We start from the raw sequence: 18,228 nt of genomic DNA, 5'->3' as shown, positions 1-18,228 counted from the left end.
CGTATGTATCTAGTTTATCACATAAAAAAGCCTCTCTGAATCCATCAGAGAGGCTTTTGAGCAGAATTACTTATTCAGGTTGTAGAAAGCTTTCTCACCAGCGTAAACGGCTGTACCAAGCAGCTGATCTTCGATACGAAGAAGCTGGTTGTATTTCGCTACGCGGTCCGTACGGGACGGAGCACCTGTTTTAATTTGACCGGCGTTTGTCGCAACAGCGATGTCAGCGATCGTAGCATCTTCTGTTTCACCAGAACGGTGGGAGATGACGGCTGTGTAGCCGGCGCGCTTCGCCATTTCAATGGCTTCGAATGTTTCAGTAAGTGTACCGATCTGGTTCACTTTGATAAGGATGGAGTTTCCTACACCCTCTTCAATCGCACGGGAAAGCTTTTCTGTGTTGGTTACGAACAAGTCGTCCCCTACAAGCTGTACGCGGTCGCCGATACGGTCTGTAAGAAGTTTCGTACCTTCCCAGTCGTTCTCGTCAAGACCATCTTCGATAGAAACGATTGGATACTTGTTCACAAGCTCTTCGTACCAGTCCACCATTTCTTCAGAAGTACGTACAACGCCTTCACCTTTCAGGTTGTACTTACCATCTTCGTAAATTTCAGAAGAGGCAACGTCCATCGCAAGCTTCACTTCAGCATCCGGCTTGTAGCCAGCTGCTTCAATCGCTTCGATGATTGTAGAAAGAGCTTCTTCGTTAGAACCTAAGTCAGGAGCAAATCCACCTTCATCACCGACACCAGTGTTGTAGCCTTTGCTGCTTAGTACTTTCTTAAGGGAGTGGAAAATTTCCGCACCCATGCGTAGAGCTTCCTTGAAAGTAGGAGCTCCTACAGGCATAACCATGAACTCCTGGATGTCCACGTTGTTGTCCGCGTGCTCTCCACCGTTAAGGATGTTCATCATTGGTGTTGGAAGAGTATTCGCTGTGAATCCTCCAAGATATTTGTAAAGAGGCTGTCCAACCACTTCAGCTGCTGCGTGGGCAACGGCCATGGAAACACCAAGGATTGCGTTGGCACCAAGGTTTCCTTTGTTTTCTGTACCATCAAGCTCTCTCATCATTTGGTCGATGATCACCTGCTGGGTTGCATCCATACCAAGAAGTTTTGGAGCAATTTTTTCGTTTACGTTGTCAACGGCGTTTTGAACACCTTTTCCAAGGTAACGGTTTTTGTCACCATCACGAAGTTCTACAGCTTCATACTCACCTGTAGATGCTCCACTTGGGACTAGAGCTGTACCGAAAGCTCCGGATTCAGTATAAACTTCAACTTCAACTGTTGGGTTACCACGAGAGTCAAGGACTTCACGTGCATATACGTCAGTAATATATGGCATTAATATCTCTCCCTTATTTTTTAATTAATGATTGTCCAGTCATTTCCTGCGGCTGCTCTACATTCAGCAGTTCCAGCAGGGTTGGTGAAAGATCACCAAGAATTCCGCCTTCGCGGAGATCGACGCCCTCTTTTGTCACAATGACAGGCACAGGGTTTGTCGTGTGTGCGGTCATGGCATCTCCATCCAAAGTCGTCACTTCGTCAGAGTTCCCGTGGTCCGCTGTAATAATGGCGTGTCCGCCTTTTTCATGAATTTTATCAACGATTTTACCAAGACATTCGTCGACAGCTTCAATCGCTTTGATTGTCGGCTCAAGCATGCCTGAGTGACCGACCATATCCGGATTGGCGAAGTTCAGGAGAATCGCATTGTGCTTATCCGCATCAAGCTCTGCAAGGAGAGCATCTGTCACTTCATAAGCACTCATTTCCGGTTGTAAATCGTACGTTGCCACTTTAGGTGAATCGATAAGGATGCGCTCTTCCCCGTCGAATTCAGCTTCGCGGCCGCCGCTCATAAAGAAGGTTACGTGCGGGTATTTTTCCGTTTCTGCGATACGAAGCTGTTTCATATCGTTATCGGCCAGCACTTCCCCGATCGTATTTTTCAGATCGTTCGGTGGGAACGCGATATGGCTTTTCACTTGATCGCTGTACTGTGTCATGCTCACAAAGTGAAGGTTTTTCGGAGCGTTCTCCCCACGGTCATACCCATCAAAATCATCATTGGCAAATGTGCGGGACAGCTGGATGGCACGGTCAGGACGGAAGTTGAAAAAGATGATACTATCCTCGTCCTCCACTTTACCGATCGGCTGACCGTCATCATCCGTAAGAACGACAGGTTCTACGAATTCATCATAGACTTCCTGTTTGTAGGAATCATCAATCGCCTGAATCGGGTCCTGATACGTTAGACCTTCTCCGTAAGCGATCGCATCATAGGCCTTCTGTACGCGTTCCCAGCGATTGTCGCGGTCCATAGCGTAATAGCGGCCGGAAATCGTAGCCATACGGCCGATGCCGATTTCCTCCATAGCTTCCTGTGCCTGCTTCACATAGGTTTTGGCAGATTGCTGACCAACGTCACGTCCATCAAGGAAAGCGTGGAGGAATACTTGTTCCAATCCTTCCTGTTCGGCCAGTTTCAGCGTGCCTTTCATATGCTCGATATGGCTGTGAATTCCACCATCAGACAACAAGCCGAAGATGTGAAGGGCCTTACCTTTTTCCTTTGCTTTTTTAACAGCATCCTTGAGAACTTCATTATCAAAGAAGTCGCCTTCACGGATCGCAAGATTAATACGGGTTAAGCTTTGATAAACCACACGGCCGGCACCAATGTTCAAGTGACCTACTTCAGAGTTCCCCATCTGGCCTGCAGGAAGTCCAACAGCCTCTCCACTCGCCGTGAGCTGAGAATGAGGGAACTGGTTCCAGTAACGGTCAAAATTTGGCGTGTTGGCCTGCTTCACGGCATTTCCGAATTCTTCATCACGGATGGCATAGCCGTCAAGAATGATTAACGCAGCTAAGTTCTGATTACTCATGCTTACCTGCCTCCACAAGTTTTAGGAAAGAATCTGCTTCAAGGCTTGCGCCTCCCACAAGAGCTCCGTCAATGTCAGACTGGGAAAGCAGCTCATCCACGTTTGCAGGTTTTACACTTCCGCCGTACTGGATGCGGACCGCATCAGCAGCATCGGCATTCACGTACTCGCTGACAACTTTACGGATGTGTGTGCACACTTCATTGGCCTGCTCAGAAGTTGCTGTGCGGCCTGTACCAATCGCCCAGATCGGCTCATAGGCAATGATCGTTTCTGCACACTGCTCGTTTGTAAGTCCTTCAAGTGCTTTTTTCACTTGACCTTCTACAACATCCATCGTCTCATTGGCTTCACGCTGTTCAAGGGATTCACCGACACAGATGATTGGAGTCAGGCCGTGCTTGAAAGCGGCGTGGACTTTTTTGTTGACATCTTCATCTGTTTCCTTGAAGATTTCACGGCGTTCAGAGTGGCCGAGAACAACGTGGGACACTCCCAGCTCTTTCAACATAACAGGACTGACTTCACCTGTGAAAGCGCCGTTCTCTTCAAAGTGCATGTTCTGTGCACCGATTTTCAGACTCGTTCCTTCTGTTTCCTCTACAAGCTTTTGTAGAAAAGGGAATGGAGCTACAACGATGGATTCCACCTGTTCGGCAGATGGCACTTCGTTTTTAGCTGTCTGAATGAAATCTTCCGCTTCACGGTGCGTTTTGTTCATTTTCCAGTTACCTGCGATTACTTGTTTACGCATGACTGCTTCACCTCTCCTTTTTACTTATCGTTTAGTAGAGCAACCCCTGGAAGTTCTTTACCTTCCATAAATTCAAGGGAAGCACCGCCGCCGGTGGATACGTGGTTCATATCAGATGCATAGCCGAATTTCTCAACAGCTGCTGCTGAATCTCCACCGCCGATCACGCTGTAGCCTTCTGTCTCGGACAGAGCTTCAGCAACGGCTTTCGTACCATTGGCAAAGGATTCAATTTCAAATACGCCCATAGGTCCGTTCCAGATGATCAGGTTGGATTCCTTGATGACGTTGGCGTATTTTTCTCTCGTTTTCGGACCGATATCAAGCGCTTCCCAGTCTGCAGGGATGCTGTCAATCGCTACTTCTTTTTTATTGGCAGAATCAGAGAAGTCATCAGCAACGATAACGTCTTCCGGCATGTAGAAGTTCACGCCTTTTTCTTCTGCCTTCTTCATGTACTCTCTGGCAAGATCCATTTTGTCTTCTTCAAGAAGGGATTTACCGATTTCGTGGCCGAGGGCTTTTACGAATGTATAAGCCAGTCCACCGCCGATGATCAGATTGTCCACTTTATCAATCAGGTTATCAATCACGCCGATTTTGTCTTTCACTTTCGCTCCACCAACAATGGCTGTGAAAGGGCGCTCAGGGTTGGATAAAGCTTTGCCGAGTACATTGATTTCCTTTTCCATAAGGAAACCGGCAACGGCCGGGATATGTTCAGCTACACCCGCTGTTGACGCATGGGCACGGTGGGCAGCACCGAAGGCATCGTTAACGAAAAGATCAGCCATGTCTGCGAAAGCCTTCGCAAGTTCAGCATCGTTCTTTTCTTCACCAGGATGGAAGCGTACGTTTTCAATAAGAAGCACATCACCATTGTTCAATTCTGAAATGGCCTGATTGACTTCATTACCGAATACTTCATCTGTTTTAATAACCGTCTGTCCAAGAAGATCACTTAGACGGTCAGCTACAGGATCAAGTCGAAGCTCCTGTACCGCTTCTCCTTTAGGTCGTCCCAGGTGACTGGCAAGAATGACTTTCGCTCCGTTTCCAGTCAGGTGCTGGATTGTCGGAAGAGCAGCTTTAATTCTTGTGTCATCTGTTACCTCTCCATCGCTCATTGGTACGTTGAAGTCTACGCGGCAGAAGACCGTTTTTCCATTCACTTCAACGTCGCGAATCGTTTGTTTATTCATAGAATGACAACCTCCTTGGTTTTGGTCGTTAAACATCTGCCCTTATGTACGTTTCCACACCTTGAAGGAACAGAAACGCAGACAAGCAGAAAACAGAAAAACAAGGATAAAGGAGGAGGACATGAGACCTCCTCCTTTCCTTCTTTTCCTAGTATTTTCTAAAAAGACTCAGATATTACAAGCCTTGGTTTTTAAGGTATACAGCCAAGTCTACGCAACGGTTGGAGTAACCAGTTTCGTTGTCGTACCAAGTGACAACTTTAACCATGTTGTTTTCAAGAGTTGCTGTAGAAAGACCATCAATGATGGAAGAGTTCGTGTTGCCATTGTAGTCAGAAGATACAAGTGGCTCGTCGCTGTAAGCAAGAACACCTTTAAGGTCGCCTTCAGCAGCTTCACGAAGTGCTTCGTTTACTTCTTCAGCTGTTACGTCTTTTTCAAGTTCCGCAACGAAGTCAACGATAGATACGTTCATTGTTGGTACACGCATCGCCATTCCGCTTAGTTTACCATCAAGGTGTGGAAGTACTTTTGCAACAGCTTGTGCCGCACCAGTAGTTGTTGGGATAATGTTTTGACCTGCAGCACGCGCACGACGGTAGTCTTTGTGTGGAAGGTCAAGGATTTGCTGGTCGTTTGTGTAAGAGTGGATCGTTGTCATCATACCACGCTTAAGACCGAACTTCTCATCAAGAACTTTCGCTGCTGGAGACAGGCAGTTCGTTGTGCAGGAAGCGTTGGAAATAACGTGATGGGAATCCTTATCATACTGATCTTCGTTAACACCCATAACGATTGTAAGGTCTTCCTGCTTCGCTGGAGCAGAGATAATGACCTTCTTAGCACCGGCGTCGATGTGTTTCTTCGCATCTTCGCGCTGAGTGAAGCGTCCTGTAGATTCGATCACAACATCTACTCCAAGATCGCCCCAGCCAAGTTGTGCTGGATCTTTTTCAGATAGTACTTTGATTTCTTTGCCGCCAACAATCAGGTTGTCACCGTTTGTTGTTACTTTTTCAGAAAGAGCACCGTGTACAGTGTCATACTGAAGAAGGTGTGCAAGCATATTCGCATCTGTTAGATCGTTAACCGCCACTACTTCTACATCATTGTTGTTAAGTGCAGCACGGAATACGTTACGTCCAATACGTCCAAAACCATTAATACCAATTCTTACTGTCATGCAAAATTCCTCCTTGAATGATAAAAATCATTTTATTTAAAGGGAAAAATCCCTTATTAACTCTTGTGCAGCCCCTTCATCTGTGATGAGGACATTACTCTGTCCGGGCTGGAAATAAGAAGCGATTGCCTGAGCCTTTGACCGGCCTCCGGCAACGGCAATGACATGCCGGGATCTGTTCAGATCCTCAAGCTGCAGACCAACGGTGCGAACCTTATGAACGATTTCACCCATACGATTGAAATAGTATCCAAATGCTTCTCCCACGGCTTCATACTGCTGGATCAGCTCCAGCTGCTCCGGAGATGTCTTTCTCCGTTGTGCCATGGTCATTGCATCTCCAACACCATGGATAACGATGTCGGCATGACGGATAATGTCGAGAACTTCTTTGATGGAAGGCTCTTCTTTTATCGTTTTATAGGATTCCTCGCTCAGCGGGTCGGGTACATATAACAAACGGTAGTCGCCCTTTGCTTTTTTTGCCATCTCCGCACAAATCGTATTGGCCTGATTTTCCACTCTTTCACCCAGCCCGCCTCTGGCAGGTACGTACAGGCATTGATCGGCGCCCTTGAATGAGGTCATCATCTGGGCAACGGATGCCATCGTTGTTCCACCTGTAATGGCAATGGCCTGTTCAGGACTCATATGGCCTTTCAAATACTGGACACAAGCTTTTCCCATCTCTTGTTTTACCCAATTGAGCTCATCACTATCACCAGGAACAACAACAACGTAATCCAGATTTAATTTATCCTTTAACTGTTGCTCCAAAACCTTAATGCCTGTAACTTCCTTTATAAATTCAGCCAGCTGCTCAAGGATGTTCTGCCCCTCATAGCTGAGATGCATGCCTCTTGATGTAATTTCAACAGCTCCCTGCTGATTTAAGAAGTCCACCTCGCTGCGTACCGTCCGTTCGGCAAGATTGACGTTTTCAGCCAATGCTCTTCTTCCGACGGGCTGCATGATCTGGATGTAATGAAGCAGCTGATAGCGCCTCTGAATAACGTCCAGGACATCAGGGAATAATTTTTTTTGTAGATCGATGAACGCTCGCATGGAAAAAGCCCCTTCTTTGAAAAAACTGCCGACTGGGATGAATTACGTCCCAGGTAGTCATATTATGTCCCGCTAGGAGCAAAAAAATATCTCATTACATTTTTTATCTTAACAGTGAGGGGGTACGGGTGCAAGCAGAAAACCCATGGTTTTTTATTGTAAACGCTTTTGCAGCTCAAAGTAATCAATGGTCCGATAGTCCAGTTCCTCTTCATTGATCCTCACGACTGGTATTTCGAGAAAATACTTCTCATGGAGCTCCGGGTCTGTTTCGATATCTACTTCTGACACTTCCACAGAAAACAAAGACAACAGGGCCCTCACTTCATCACACAACGTGCATCCGTTCTTCCTATACAGAACGGCTGTCTGCATGCCATCCCCTCCCCTTATCCTATCTTTTTTGTACAGGACTTGTTCCTACCTCACAATAAAAAGGACACACATTCAAGATGCGTGCCCTTTTTTATCATAAAAGCCATTATCGATTTTGAGTTTTCTGCGATGTAAAAATTCCGCCAACCCTTCGCCTACATAGTTTTCCGGAGTTCTTTTCAGTAACTCGTAATTAAACGACAACTTCTGCTGCTTCTGCATATCAAACACGTGAATCCGCCGGTCTTCAGACACTTGTTCGGTCGCCAAGATTTTGTAACGGATTAGGTTTGTCATAGATACCCCTCTTCTAAATAAAGCGAAAAGTCCTACAGTACATAAAATAATCATAACATACGACGCCTCATTTAGAAACTACATTGGAATAACTTACCCAAATAAACGTTCGTATAACTGCCGTAAGATTACTGTTCATAAGATGTTTAAATAACATGCATGTAACTGTCTACTTTATCCTACTATTATTGTACCATAATAATAGAAGGAATAAAAAAATAGACCTTCCAAAAGGAAGGTCTATTTTAGACAGCGCGCCTGAGAGGATTCGAACCCCCGACTGACGTAGAACCGGAATCTACCGCTCTATCCGACTGAGCTACAGGCGCAGAAGCGACATGCAAATACTATTATAATGAATGACCACTGATTACGCAACCCGTTTTTGAAAAATAATTTCTTTTGGTACGTATACTTATGATAAAACGATCCGCCGGGACCCTGGAACTCCGCGGACCCTTCCTGCACAGTGACCAGGAAATGAGATCTTTAAACATGTACATAGAAGGTCATCGGATGTTCCACGGATTTTTATATCCTACGTTTATTACAGACAATTAAGGGTATGATGGTAGAAGGAATCCGTGTCTTCCGTCTGATTTAACGGCTGCGGATATCGTCGATTGTTTTTGTTTGACCTTTATTGACCTTAAAGGTATGATGAATGTATCTCAAAGATAATCAAGTGATGATAAGGAGGAACTTACAATGAATTTAGTCCCTACAGTTATTGAACAAACAAACCGGGGAGAGCGTGCTTATGACATCTACTCCCGCTTACTTAAAGACCGGATCATTATGCTCGGCAGCCCGATCGATGACAACATCTCGAACTCTGTTGTAGCTCAGCTGTTGTTCCTTGCAGCAGATGACCCTGAAAAAGATATTTCCCTATACATTAACTCACCAGGTGGTTCCATTACTGCAGGAATGGCGATCTACGATACGATGCAGTTCATCAAGCCGAACGTATCTACCATCTGCACAGGTATGGCAGCATCTATGGGTGCCTTCCTTCTGAACGCTGGTGAGCCTGGGAAGCGTTACGCTCTTCCAAACAGTGAAGTCATGATCCACCAGCCACTAGGCGGTACACAGGGTCAGGCCTCTGACATTGAAATCCACGCAAAGCGTATCATCAAAATGCGCGAGAAACTGAACCAGATTCTTGCCGAACGCACAGGTCAGCCGTATGAGGTCATCGAACGCGATACAGACCGTGACAACTTCATGTCTGCACACGAAGCTGTTGAGTACGGACTAATCGACAAAGTGATGGAAAAGAACGTTTAATGACATCTCTTGAAAATCCGCTGGAGTTCCAGCGGATTTTTTATGTTTTATATGAGAACGTTCTCTTATTCGACACGTTCATTGATTCACATAATGAAGCTTACGCAGGCTGCACAAATGCCGTTAACATTTGAATGGCCTGTTCTTCATCAGACCCGTCTGCGATAATTTTCACTTCTTCGTCGGTGCCTACCGCAAGACTCATTAACCCCATGATACTTTTTGCATTCACACGTTTTTCCTCTTTTTCAATGAAGATGTCCGCGGAAAATTTATTAGCTTCCTGAACAAACAAGGCAGCAGGTCTTGCCTGAAGGCCGGTTTCCAATTCGATTTTAATCGTTTTTTCCAACACTGGTCATTCTCCTTTCTTGTTCACACCACTTTTGTAAGCGTTATCAAATGGGTGAAAAAAGAACGCTCTCCTTACGAAAGCGTTATAATTGTCTTTTATTATAGCACGAATGAATCCGAAGATGAATCAGTTTCTGGACTTTTCTGTGACTTCACCTTTTCTAACCCGGTCAGCGAATTCATCAATTTTTCTCAGTCTGTGGTTAATGCCGGATTTACTGATTGTTCCGCCTGAAACGTATTCCCCTAGTTCCTTCAGTGAAACTTCCTGGTACTCAAGACGAAGGGAAGCAATCTCCTGAAGCTTATCCGGAAGAGCCTCCAGTCCTACTGTCCGTTTGATGAATTTTATATTCTCCACCTGGCGGAAAGCCGCCCCAATGGTTTTATTCAGATTGGCCGTCTCGCAGTTCACCAGACGGTTTACGGAATTTCTCATGTCTCTTACAATCCGGACATCTTCAAACTTGAATAACGCCTGATGGGCGCCGATGTTGCTGATCAGCTCTGTGATCTTATCGGCTTCTTTCAAGTAAGTGATGTATCCTTTTTTCCTGCTCAGCGTGCGGGCATGCAGGTCAAAGCTGTTCATCAGCTTACACAACGCCTCGTTGTGTTCCTCATCAGCAGAATAAATTTCCAGATGATAAGAAGAAGTTTCCGGATTATTGACAGAACCTCCGGCAAGAAAGGCCCCTCTCAAATACGCCCGTTTACAACTCGTATCTTTCAAATACTTCTGGGGAATATTGGGGTTTATGGATAACGGTCCTTTTAGTATTTCAAGGTCCTCCAAAACAACATCCGCCTTTTCCGCAAGTCTTACAATATATACATTATTCTTCTTCAAACGCATTTTTTTACGCACAAGAAGTTCAACAGGGTATGGGTAAATCTTCTTGATCAGTGTATAGATCCTGCGGGCAATAGCCGCGTTTTCCGTCTGCACATCCAGAATGTACTGGCGGTTCGATAAGGAGAACGTTCCATTCATCCGTACGAGCGCAGCCAGTTCCGCTTCCATCGATCCCATATCTGCTTCTACGTTGGTCAGCTCTTTCTTAATTTCTGATGCAAAGGACATTCCGATCCCCCCTTTCCTAACAACAATCTCTTTCTTAGAGCATGGAATGTAAAAGACGCGCCAATTTAGCTGTATCATGGCGCAGCATCACTTTATCATGATCAATAATATCTTCTTCAATCACTTGGACACCCATCGATTTGATCCGGTCAATATCATAAATCACCGGTTCAGCATTTTCTTCGGCATACTTTTTACGGACGTGCTGATCAATCGGTCTGTTGTGCACAATTACTGACTGTACCACGTCACGGCCGATATGATCAACCAGTGCCTGGATATGATCACCTGCAGAATAGCCGGATGTTTCGCCTTCCTGGGTCATAACGTTGCAGATATACGTTACTTTTGCCTTCGTTTCTTTCAGCGCATGACCGATTTCAGGAATGATAATGTTCGGCAGGATGCTCGTATATAGACTGCCCGGAGCGATGACAATTAAATCCGCCGATTGGATGGCTTCCACGGCTTCCGGAAGCGGCTGGACCGGTGTAGGACTGACAAACACCCGTTTTATTCGTTTTCCTTGTTTGGGTATGCTTGATTCGCCGGTTACGATCGTCCCGTCCTCCATTTCCGCGTGAAGGTTCATGCTGTGGTTGGCAATGGGATAGATATTTCCACGGACATTCAACACCCGGGAGATTTCCTTAATCCCTTTATAAAAATCCCCTGTCATGGACGCCATGGCTGCCAGAAGGAGATTTCCCATAGAATGGCCGGAAAGACCGTTGCCGTTGGAGAAGCGGTGCTGAAACAAGTCGAGCAGCATAGGCTCTGCATCTGACAGAGCAGCTACCACATTTCGGATATCTCCCGGAGCAGGGATGGCCATTTCCGTTCGGAGTCTTCCTGAACTCCCCCCGTCATCAGCAACCGTTACGATGGCTGAAAGATCAACAGGTAATTTTTTCAGTCCCCGCAGGAGCACGGGCATTCCGGTGCCGCCTCCGATGACGACGACACGCGGTTTCGTCTTTGAATCCATCTATTACAAACCCTTCCTTTTTTCGATATCCCTGTGGGTTACGTGGGTCACGAAATCGCTTGAAAAATATTCGGATAGATGCTCCGCCAAAGCTACAGAACGGTGCTGGCCTCCGGTACAGCCGATGGCGACAACAAGCTGACTTTTGCCTTCCCGTTTATACTGGGGAAGCATGAACTGAAGCAGATCCTTCAGCTTTTCCAGAAACTTCTGTGTATCGCTCCATTTGAACACATAAGAGGACACCTCTGAATTCAGACCTGTCATCGGACGCATCTGCTCCACGTAATGGGGATTTGGAAGGAAACGCACGTCAAACATTAAATCCGCGTCAATCGGCACCCCGTATTTGAAGCCGAAGGACACCATCTGAACCGAAAACACCTGCTGCTCTTTCTGTCGGTAGCTTTCAATAATGCGCTCCCGCAGTTCCTTCGGTTTCAATGAAGTGGTATCAATGATCGTCTGGGAACGTCCCCTCAGCTCATCAAGCATTTTTCGTTCTTTACGGATTCCCTCAAGAGGAAGCCCTTCTTTGGCAAGCGGGTGGGAGCGGCGTGTTTCTTTATACCTTGAAACGAGGGATTGATCCTCTGCATCAAGGAAAAGAATATGCTCCTGCAGCCAGTTTTCTTTCCCCAGTTTGTCCAGGGAATCAAAAAGCGCATCGAAAAATTCCCGCCCTCTCAAATCCATGACAAGCGCCACATTCTGTATGTTGTTGCTCGAGTCCTTCATCAATTCCAGGAATTTAGGCAGTAGGGCAGGCGGCAGGTTGTCCACACAAAAAAAACCGAGATCTTCAAAGCTTTGAACAGCTACGGTTTTCCCTGCCCCTGACATTCCAGTAATAATTACCAGCTGAGTTTCGTTTGCATCTACATGCATCTCCATCGCTCCCCATTCGTCAGGTCATGACGGATCCAGATCCTGATCGATCAGTTTGAAATCCGTCGTATATACAAATGTTCCATAAAGTTGGTGATCACTGCTTAGAATATGTCTGAATATCTCACGGTCACCCTCAGCCATGGGCTTGTTCAGCACTTCATCGACAGGGACCCATTCCAGTTCACCTTCTTCACTTTCCTCAAGCAGTTCACCTGTATAACTCGTTGTATAAAAGGTGAACATCATCCATTCCTGAGCCGTCTTTTCCTCTTCCCTCATAATAAAAGTAAAAGATCCCCTCAGTTCAGGGTTTTCAATATCAAGTCCTGTTTCTTCTTTAAACTCACGCACAGCTGAATCCTTAATGTTTTCTCCTGGTTCCATCTTTCCTCCAGGAGCTACATACCAGCCTCTGCGCGGTTTTTTAAGCATCAATACTTTGTCTTTTGAACGTAAAACACAATTGGCTACACGCTGCATCGTTCGTCGTCACCTCATTTTCTGTCAGGAGGGCATCTCTCCCCATTATACAATGAATACACACAAGGCAACAATATTATGAGCTGATTTTCCGAAAGGACCTCTTTGTGAGAAAGACAACGTTCAAGACTTGATCATAAAAAAAAGACACAGATGAGGAGCACCTGTGTCTTATAGAGCGAACTCTATTAAAAGGGGGTCAATTAATTATCTTCAGCGTAACAAAAGAATGTTTCACAGATGTTACATCAGCGTTAAAATATAATATCTTTAATTGACGACTTTTAATTCCTCTAGAAGATTCTCAATATAGTGCTGTGCAGACTGGGCTGCAATACTGCCGTCACCTGTTGCTGTGACAATCTGACGCAGTTCTTTTTCACGGATGTCTCCAGCTGCGAAGACGCCCGGCACTTTCGTTTCCATAGTTTCGTCCGTTTCAATGTAGCCCTGCTCGTTTGTAATACCAAGGCTTGTGAACGGCTGGCTCAACGGGATCATTCCGATATAGATGAAAGCTCCGTTGGTATCGAAATCATATTCTTCATCCGTTTTTCTGTTATGAAGCGTGACACTGCCGACCTTCCCATCTTGATCATTGATGGTCTTGACAACTGTATCCCAGATGAAATCAATTTTGTCATTATCAAAGGCACGATCCTGAAGAATTTTCTGAGCGCGCAGTTCGTCACGGCGGTGCACAATCGTTACCTTGCTCGCAAAGCGGGTCAAGTACACGCCTTCTTCAACGGCAGAGTCTCCGCCGCCGACCACGACAAGCTCTTTATCCCGGAAGAAAGCCCCATCACATACGGCGCAGTAGGATACACCGCGTCCACCAAGCTCTTTTTCACCAGGGACGCCGAGTTCTTTGTACTGGGCACCTGTCGTTACGATGACCGCACGGGCTTTGTACTCTTTATTGCCTGCCTTCACTGTTTTATATTCTTTCCCGTCGATCACTTCTTTAATATCGCCATAGGCATATTCTGCCCCGAACTTCTTCGCATGGTCGAACATTTTATTAGAAAGGTCCGGTCCTAGAATGCTTTCATAGCCCGGGTAGTTTTCTACATCTTCTGTATTGGCCATCTGTCCGCCCGGAATTCCGCGCTCGATCATGAGCGTATCCAGATTCGCACGAGATGTATAAACGGCTGCTGTCATACCAGCGGGACCGGCGCCAGCGATAATTACATCATAAATACGTTCTTCACTCATCTATCTTCAACTCCTTATGATTCCAAATCACTTGTTGTTTCCTGTACATATCATAGTAAATCATACGAAAACCGTCCATTAATGTGCTTATAAGAGGAGCGGGAGGCTCTTAAGCCGCAGCAGGACAGGGACAGACCGCATCCTATCATGGCAGCACATACATACGAAAACAGACCTTCGAAGAAAAGTTTCTCCTCTTCAGCAAAGATCTGCTTCAGCGTTTCCGGTCAGAGAGAAAGACCCTGCTGTTTCCTCTACCCGTGGTTGTTATACCTGATCCGACCAGGGCCCGCCTTCCTCAGCCATGGAAGGGAACTGCCTGCAGCCCTTTTCCCACATTTGAAGAGCCTTCGCCGGCTGCCCCGTATGATAAAGTGCGATGCTGTACCATTTGTAGTACACCCGTCTTCTCACAACCTGTCTATCCTTCAGTGCCCGGAACCGTTCGATGGATTCCTGATAAAACCCTGCGCGCGCCAGTGTCTCGGCTACGGCCAGCTTCTGCTGATCGTGCATAGGAAAGACGTTGCGCAGCTGATGGATATGATGCATCGCTTCTTCCTGCTGCCCATTTTTCAAATGGAATACGGCAAGATTCACGTGGCTGTGAATGTCAGAGGGGTCCTCAGCTAAAATCGAGCGCTCGAGGTTCACCGCTTCTTCCTCGCTGCCGTTCATATAAAGAGCGAAGGCATATTTATGCTTCGCCATCGTAAACTCAGGGAACATGTCCATCATTTCTTCAAGAAGCTGAAGCGCCTGCTCCCACTCTTCCTGTTCCAAATGATAAAAGGCGGTTTCCTGATAAATCAAAAGCTCATCTTCATCTTCGAAAGCCCACTCGTCCTCATCCTCTTCTTCCTCTTCCTCAAGCGAATCCAGCATTTCCTTTAACTGTTCAGCTGCTTCCTCAAATTCCCCATCACCTGGTTGTTCGAGGTACGTGTCCACGTATTTTTTCGCATCACTGAGCAGACCAAGATGAGCGTAATTGTTCGCCATCAAGTAATAGCAGTCGACGTATTCCTTACCGAAATTGGCGAGCACTTCCGTCAACACCTGGTTGGCCGCATGATAAGAGCCAACTTCCGTGTAGACCACTGAAAGCTGGCATGGGTATAGAGGTTCTTCGGGAGAGGCTTCGATAGCTTTCTTCAGCCACTTGACAGCGGCATTGAAACGACGCTTTTGGAAAGCCTGGATCCCATGGGTAAAATAAAACTTACCTGAAGGCAGAAATGGGATAACATTCGTATTCTGTCGTGCCGCTGTCCCTTTTACTGATGTTGTCATGACTGTCCCCCTAATACGTATCAAATCTCACTAATTATGCAGTATAACATAAATAGGAAGATAGAAATAGGAGAAAAAAGGAATCCCTCTTAGGAATGTCTTTCCTCCAGCACACGCAGGACATCATCTAGCGGTACACCTCGGTCTGTCAGAATCATAAGCAGGTGGAAAATCAGATCGGCAGATTCCAGTGCCATCTCAGCCGGGTCATCGTTTTTAGCCGCTATGATCACTTCTCCGGCTTCTTCCCCGATTTTCTTGGCAATCCGGTCCACACCTTCCTGGAAAAGCTTGGACGTGTAAGAGCCTTCTGGTAGAAGAGATTTCCGCTCGGCAAGTACCGACTGGAGCTCATCAAGAATGGCGTAGCGGTTTTCTTTTGCTTCTTTCTGGTCACCGGTCAGTGTTTCAGAAAAACAGCTGTAGCTTCCCGTATGACAGGCTGGTCCGGCCGGAATCACCTGCACGAGCAGAGCGTCCTGATCACAGTCGTACTTGATCTGTTTCACCTGCTGCGTATTTCCGGACGTCTCCCCTTTGTGCCACAGTTCTTTTCTGGAACGGCTGTAAAAGACCGTTTCTCCAATCTCCAGTGTTTTTTCGAGAGATTCCTTATTCATATAAGCGAGGGTCAATACTTCTTTTGAGCGCTCGTCCTGGACAATCGCCGGTACCAGGCCCTGCTCGTCAAATTTCACTTCATTGATGTTCATCGGATCGGCACCCCTTTATCTTTTAAGTAACGTTTCACGTTTCCTACAGAAGTTTCTTTATAGTGGAAAATGGAAGCCGCGAGGGCCGCATCCGCATCCACCTTTGTAAACACATCATAAAAATGCTCACTGGAGCCGGCACCACCGGAAGCAATGACCGGTACGCTTACGACGTTTTGAACAGCTTCCAGCATCGGCAGGTCAAAACCAGTCTTCTCTCCATCCTTGTTCATGGAAGTGAGCAGAATTTCACCCGCTCCACGCTTCACCGCTTCCTGCGCCCAATCGGTGAGAGACCACTCGGTCGGCGTCCGGCCTCCGTGGGTATAAACGACCCAGTTATCGGATGGTTCGTCATATCTCGCATCAATCGCGACGACGATGCACTGGCTGCCAAAATAATCGGCACCTTCGGTAATTAATTCAGGACGCTGGACGGCAGATGAATTCAAGGACACTTTATCGGCTCCGTTTCTCAATGTCTCTTTAATATCCTCAAGTGTACGGATACCACCACCGACAGTAAAAGGAATGGCAAGCTCGGAGGCGACCGAGCGGACGACATCAATCATCGTTTTCTTCCCTTCGTGACTGGCCGATATATCAAGGAAAACGAGCTCATCGGCTCCCTGCTCATCATAGACTTTGGCGAGTTCAACTGGATCCCCGGCGTCTCTGATATCGACAAACTGGATCCCTTTGACGACCCGCCCTTCTTTTACATCAAGACATGGAATAATTCGTTTGGAAAGCATTACTCCACCTCCAAATCGAGGGCATCTTCCAAGGTGAACTGGTTCGTATAAAGCGCCTTCCCTACGATCGATCCTGCTACATTCCGATCACGGTACTGTTTTAATTCCTGAAGATCACCAAGGTCCTTGATGCCTCCGGAAGCGATGACATCCACCCCGGCTTCCTCAGCCAGACGGACGATTTCCTTTGTATTCGGTCCTGCCAGCATTCCGTCTTTAGCTATATCTGTATAGATGAATGTGCGGGCGCCGGCTTCCACAAGCTCTTTCGCCAGATCGACCGCCTTGATTTCCGACTGCTCCAGCCATCCGGCTGTGGAGACATACCCATCTCTTGCATCAAGCCCGATGGCGATGCGGCTGCCGTATTCGGCCAGCAGCTCTTTCGTTGTTTCAATATCACTGACAGCAAGGGAACCTATAATGACGCGGTCGACACCCTGGTCCAGATAATATTTCACATCTGCTTCAGAACGAATACCGCCGCCAATTTGAATGCGGCTGTTCAGTTTTCCGGCTGCCTGGAGCACAAATTCAGCATTCTGTCTGGATCCTTCTTTCGCTCCATCCAGATCCACCATATGGATCCATGATGCTCCGGCTTCTGCGAACTGTTCGGCAATCTCAAAGGGATTTTCCCCATAAATGGTCTCTTTATCAAAGTCTCCCTGCTCCAACCGCACACATTTTCCGCCGCGCATATCGATAGCAGGATAAATCGTAAAACTCATCTCGTGCCCCTCCTTATTGTCTGCACATCATCCGGCAGAAGTTTTCCAACAGCTGCATCCCTGCACGACCGCTTTTTTCCGGGTGGAACTGACTGGCCACGACGTGGTCCCGTCCCACTATGGCCGGTACGTCGGTGTGATAATCCGCCGTGGCATATAAAATATCCTCGTCCTCTGTGACGGCCGCATAGGAGTGAACGAAATAGACGTACTCGTTCTCCACATCGGTCAACAGCTCTTTTTCCGGACGGCGGATGTTCATCTGATTCCATCCCATGTGAGGTACTTTGTAGGCCCGGCCGTTTTCATCGATTCCCGAAAAGCGGCGGATGGTCCCTGGGAAAATACCCAGTCCATCTGTCCAGCCGCCTTCCTCACTACTTTCAAAAAGCAGCTGCATGCCAAGACAGATGCCGTACAACGGCACTCCTTCGTCCACTTTCTGGTGGATGAAACCGATAAACTGGTGCTCTGCCAAGGCTTTCATTGCATCAGGGAAAGCTCCCACTCCAGGCAGGATATAGCCGTCACATCCGTGAAGCTGATCAGGTCGGTCCCCGATTTTGTATTCAATATTCAAACGCTCCAGTGCTTTCGAAACACTGAAGAGGTTTCCCATGCCGTAATCAATCACACCGATCATG

19 protein-coding genes, 1 tRNA gene and 1 pseudogene are annotated in these 18,228 nt (G+C 46.8%); 1 reads left to right on the top strand and 20 read right to left on the bottom strand.

What is annotated here, in order from left to right:
• Positions 1–66: 66 nt before the first annotated feature.
• From eno to ACXADP_RS05825, 9 genes are all read right to left on the bottom strand, one after another.
• Positions 67–1,353 carry a phosphopyruvate hydratase gene (gene eno / locus ACXADP_RS05865; protein ID WP_474969365.1) on the bottom strand — a complete coding sequence of 429 codons (1,287 nt, stop codon included), beginning with the start codon at positions 1,351–1,353 and terminating at the stop codon, positions 67–69.
• 13 nt (positions 1,354–1,366) lie between these two features.
• Positions 1,367–2,905, bottom strand: coding sequence for a 2,3-bisphosphoglycerate-independent phosphoglycerate mutase (gene gpmI / locus ACXADP_RS05860; RefSeq protein WP_474969366.1), 1,539 nt, complete (start codon positions 2,903–2,905; stop codon positions 1,367–1,369).
• Positions 2,898–3,659 (bottom strand): triose-phosphate isomerase, encoded by a 762-nt coding sequence (gene tpiA, locus ACXADP_RS05855; RefSeq protein ID WP_474969367.1) that lies wholly within the window; start codon positions 3,657–3,659, stop codon positions 2,898–2,900. The genes gpmI and tpiA overlap by 8 nt, the downstream gene beginning before the upstream one ends.
• Positions 3,660–3,679: 20 nt before the next feature.
• Positions 3,680–4,861, bottom strand: coding sequence for a phosphoglycerate kinase (locus ACXADP_RS05850; protein WP_474971074.1), 1,182 nt, complete (start codon positions 4,859–4,861; stop codon positions 3,680–3,682).
• 175 nt (positions 4,862–5,036) lie between these two features.
• Positions 5,037–6,044, bottom strand: coding sequence for a type I glyceraldehyde-3-phosphate dehydrogenase (gene gap / locus ACXADP_RS05845; RefSeq protein WP_474969369.1), 1,008 nt, complete (start codon positions 6,042–6,044; stop codon positions 5,037–5,039).
• 36 nt (positions 6,045–6,080) lie between these two features.
• Positions 6,081–7,109: a sugar-binding transcriptional regulator gene (locus tag ACXADP_RS05840; protein WP_474969370.1), complete on the bottom strand. Its 1,029-nt coding sequence runs from the start codon at positions 7,107–7,109 to the stop codon at positions 6,081–6,083.
• Between the two features lie 153 nt (positions 7,110–7,262).
• Entirely contained in the window at positions 7,263–7,484 is a 222-nt protein-coding gene (locus tag ACXADP_RS05835) for a glutaredoxin family protein (RefSeq protein ID WP_474971073.1), read from the bottom strand.
• 72 nt (positions 7,485–7,556) lie between these two features.
• A complete protein-coding gene (locus ACXADP_RS05830) occupies positions 7,557–7,781 on the bottom strand; it encodes a hypothetical protein (protein ID WP_474969372.1) in 225 nt (74 codons plus the stop codon).
• Between the two features lie 253 nt (positions 7,782–8,034).
• A tRNA-Arg gene (locus ACXADP_RS05825) sits at positions 8,035–8,110 on the bottom strand.
• Between the two features lie 376 nt (positions 8,111–8,486).
• Between ACXADP_RS05825 and clpP the strand changes: the two are divergent.
• A pseudogene (gene clpP, locus ACXADP_RS05820) lies at positions 8,487–9,074 on the top strand (ATP-dependent Clp endopeptidase proteolytic subunit ClpP); the annotation flags it as partial.
• Positions 9,075–9,174: 100 nt separating this feature from the next.
• On the opposite strand, the gene ACXADP_RS05815 reads toward clpP, so the two are convergent.
• The 11 genes from ACXADP_RS05815 to hisH all read right to left on the bottom strand — a co-directional run bounded on the left by ACXADP_RS05815 (position 9,175) and on the right by hisH (position 18,227).
• Entirely contained in the window at positions 9,175–9,429 is a 255-nt protein-coding gene (locus ACXADP_RS05815; RefSeq protein ID WP_281658455.1) for an HPr family phosphocarrier protein, read from the bottom strand.
• 126 nt (positions 9,430–9,555) lie between these two features.
• Positions 9,556–10,512, bottom strand: coding sequence for a DNA-binding protein WhiA (whiA, locus tag ACXADP_RS05810; protein WP_474971072.1), 957 nt, complete (start codon positions 10,510–10,512; stop codon positions 9,556–9,558).
• A gap of 34 nt (positions 10,513–10,546) precedes the next feature.
• Positions 10,547–11,500 carry a gluconeogenesis factor YvcK family protein gene (locus tag ACXADP_RS05805; RefSeq protein ID WP_474969374.1) on the bottom strand — a complete coding sequence of 318 codons (954 nt, stop codon included), beginning with the start codon at positions 11,498–11,500 and terminating at the stop codon, positions 10,547–10,549.
• Positions 11,501–11,503: 3 nt separating this feature from the next.
• Positions 11,504–12,388, bottom strand: coding sequence for an RNase adapter RapZ (gene rapZ / locus ACXADP_RS05800; RefSeq protein ID WP_474971071.1), 885 nt, complete (start codon positions 12,386–12,388; stop codon positions 11,504–11,506).
• Positions 12,389–12,412: 24 nt separating this feature from the next.
• On the bottom strand, positions 12,413–12,871 hold the full coding sequence (locus ACXADP_RS05795) for an NUDIX domain-containing protein (protein WP_474969376.1): 459 nt from the start codon (positions 12,869–12,871) through the stop codon (positions 12,413–12,415).
• Between the two features lie 270 nt (positions 12,872–13,141).
• The gene (trxB, locus tag ACXADP_RS05790) at positions 13,142–14,092 is read right to left on the bottom strand and encodes a thioredoxin-disulfide reductase (RefSeq protein ID WP_474969377.1); all 951 of its coding nucleotides are present in this window, start codon (positions 14,090–14,092) and stop codon (positions 13,142–13,144) included.
• Positions 14,093–14,359: 267 nt separating this feature from the next.
• The gene (locus ACXADP_RS05785; RefSeq protein ID WP_474971070.1) at positions 14,360–15,385 is read right to left on the bottom strand and encodes a tetratricopeptide repeat protein; all 1,026 of its coding nucleotides are present in this window, start codon (positions 15,383–15,385) and stop codon (positions 14,360–14,362) included.
• An 89-nt stretch (positions 15,386–15,474) separates the two neighbouring features.
• Positions 15,475–16,098, bottom strand: coding sequence for a bifunctional phosphoribosyl-AMP cyclohydrolase/phosphoribosyl-ATP diphosphatase HisIE (gene hisIE / locus ACXADP_RS05780; protein WP_474971069.1), 624 nt, complete (start codon positions 16,096–16,098; stop codon positions 15,475–15,477).
• Positions 16,095–16,853, bottom strand: a complete 759-nt coding sequence (gene hisF, locus ACXADP_RS05775; RefSeq protein WP_474971068.1) for an imidazole glycerol phosphate synthase subunit HisF — start codon at positions 16,851–16,853, stop codon at positions 16,095–16,097. The genes hisIE and hisF overlap by 4 nt, the downstream gene beginning before the upstream one ends.
• On the bottom strand, positions 16,853–17,584 hold the full coding sequence (gene hisA, locus ACXADP_RS05770; protein ID WP_474969381.1) for a 1-(5-phosphoribosyl)-5-[(5-phosphoribosylamino)methylideneamino]imidazole-4-carboxamide isomerase: 732 nt from the start codon (positions 17,582–17,584) through the stop codon (positions 16,853–16,855). Before hisA ends, hisF begins: the two co-directional genes overlap by 1 nt.
• Positions 17,585–17,597: 13 nt before the next feature.
• On the bottom strand, positions 17,598–18,227 hold the full coding sequence (gene hisH, locus ACXADP_RS05765) for an imidazole glycerol phosphate synthase subunit HisH (protein ID WP_474969382.1): 630 nt from the start codon (positions 18,225–18,227) through the stop codon (positions 17,598–17,600).
• Between the last annotated feature and the right edge of the window lies 1 nt (position 18,228).

It is taken from the genome of Halobacillus sp. AWH4_228 (assembly GCF_056158365.1).
The sequence above is the reverse complement of the archived record's forward strand: the minus strand, read 5'-3'. Positions and strand labels throughout refer to the sequence as shown.

Bases quoted from the DNA above. Each gene is read 5' to 3' on its own strand.
- trxB (WP_474969377.1), bottom strand. From the start codon at position 14,092: ATGAGTGAAGAACGTATTTATGATGTAATTATCGCTGGCGCCGGTCCC.
- ACXADP_RS05840 (WP_474969370.1), bottom strand. From the start codon at position 7,109: ATGCGAGCGTTCATCGATCTACAAAAAAAATTATTCCCTGATGTCCTG.
- ACXADP_RS05835 (WP_474971073.1), bottom strand. From the start codon at position 7,484: ATGCAGACAGCCGTTCTGTATAGGAAGAACGGATGCACGTTGTGTGAT.
- eno (WP_474969365.1), bottom strand. From the start codon at position 1,353: ATGCCATATATTACTGACGTATATGCACGTGAAGTCCTTGACTCTCGT.
- gpmI (WP_474969366.1), bottom strand. From the start codon at position 2,905: ATGAGTAATCAGAACTTAGCTGCGTTAATCATTCTTGACGGCTATGCC.
- hisA (WP_474969381.1), bottom strand. From the start codon at position 17,584: ATGAGTTTTACGATTTATCCTGCTATCGATATGCGCGGCGGAAAATGT.
- ACXADP_RS05795 (WP_474969376.1), bottom strand. From the start codon at position 12,871: ATGCAGCGTGTAGCCAATTGTGTTTTACGTTCAAAAGACAAAGTATTG.
- ACXADP_RS05805 (WP_474969374.1), bottom strand. From the start codon at position 11,500: ATGGATTCAAAGACGAAACCGCGTGTCGTCGTCATCGGAGGCGGCACC.
- gap (WP_474969369.1), bottom strand. From the start codon at position 6,044: ATGACAGTAAGAATTGGTATTAATGGTTTTGGACGTATTGGACGTAAC.
- hisIE (WP_474971069.1), bottom strand. From the start codon at position 16,098: ATGAACATCAATGAAGTGAAATTTGACGAGCAGGGCCTGGTACCGGCG.
- hisH (WP_474969382.1), bottom strand. From the start codon at position 18,227: ATGATCGGTGTGATTGATTACGGCATGGGAAACCTCTTCAGTGTTTCG.
- ACXADP_RS05830 (WP_474969372.1), bottom strand. From the start codon at position 7,781: ATGACAAACCTAATCCGTTACAAAATCTTGGCGACCGAACAAGTGTCT.
- ACXADP_RS05785 (WP_474971070.1), bottom strand. From the start codon at position 15,385: ATGACAACATCAGTAAAAGGGACAGCGGCACGACAGAATACGAATGTT.
- ACXADP_RS05850 (WP_474971074.1), bottom strand. From the start codon at position 4,861: ATGAATAAACAAACGATTCGCGACGTTGAAGTGAATGGAAAAACGGTC.
- hisF (WP_474971068.1), bottom strand. From the start codon at position 16,853: ATGCTTTCCAAACGAATTATTCCATGTCTTGATGTAAAAGAAGGGCGG.
- whiA (WP_474971072.1), bottom strand. From the start codon at position 10,512: ATGTCCTTTGCATCAGAAATTAAGAAAGAGCTGACCAACGTAGAAGCA.
- rapZ (WP_474971071.1), bottom strand. From the start codon at position 12,388: ATGCATGTAGATGCAAACGAAACTCAGCTGGTAATTATTACTGGAATG.
- tpiA (WP_474969367.1), bottom strand. From the start codon at position 3,659: ATGCGTAAACAAGTAATCGCAGGTAACTGGAAAATGAACAAAACGCAC.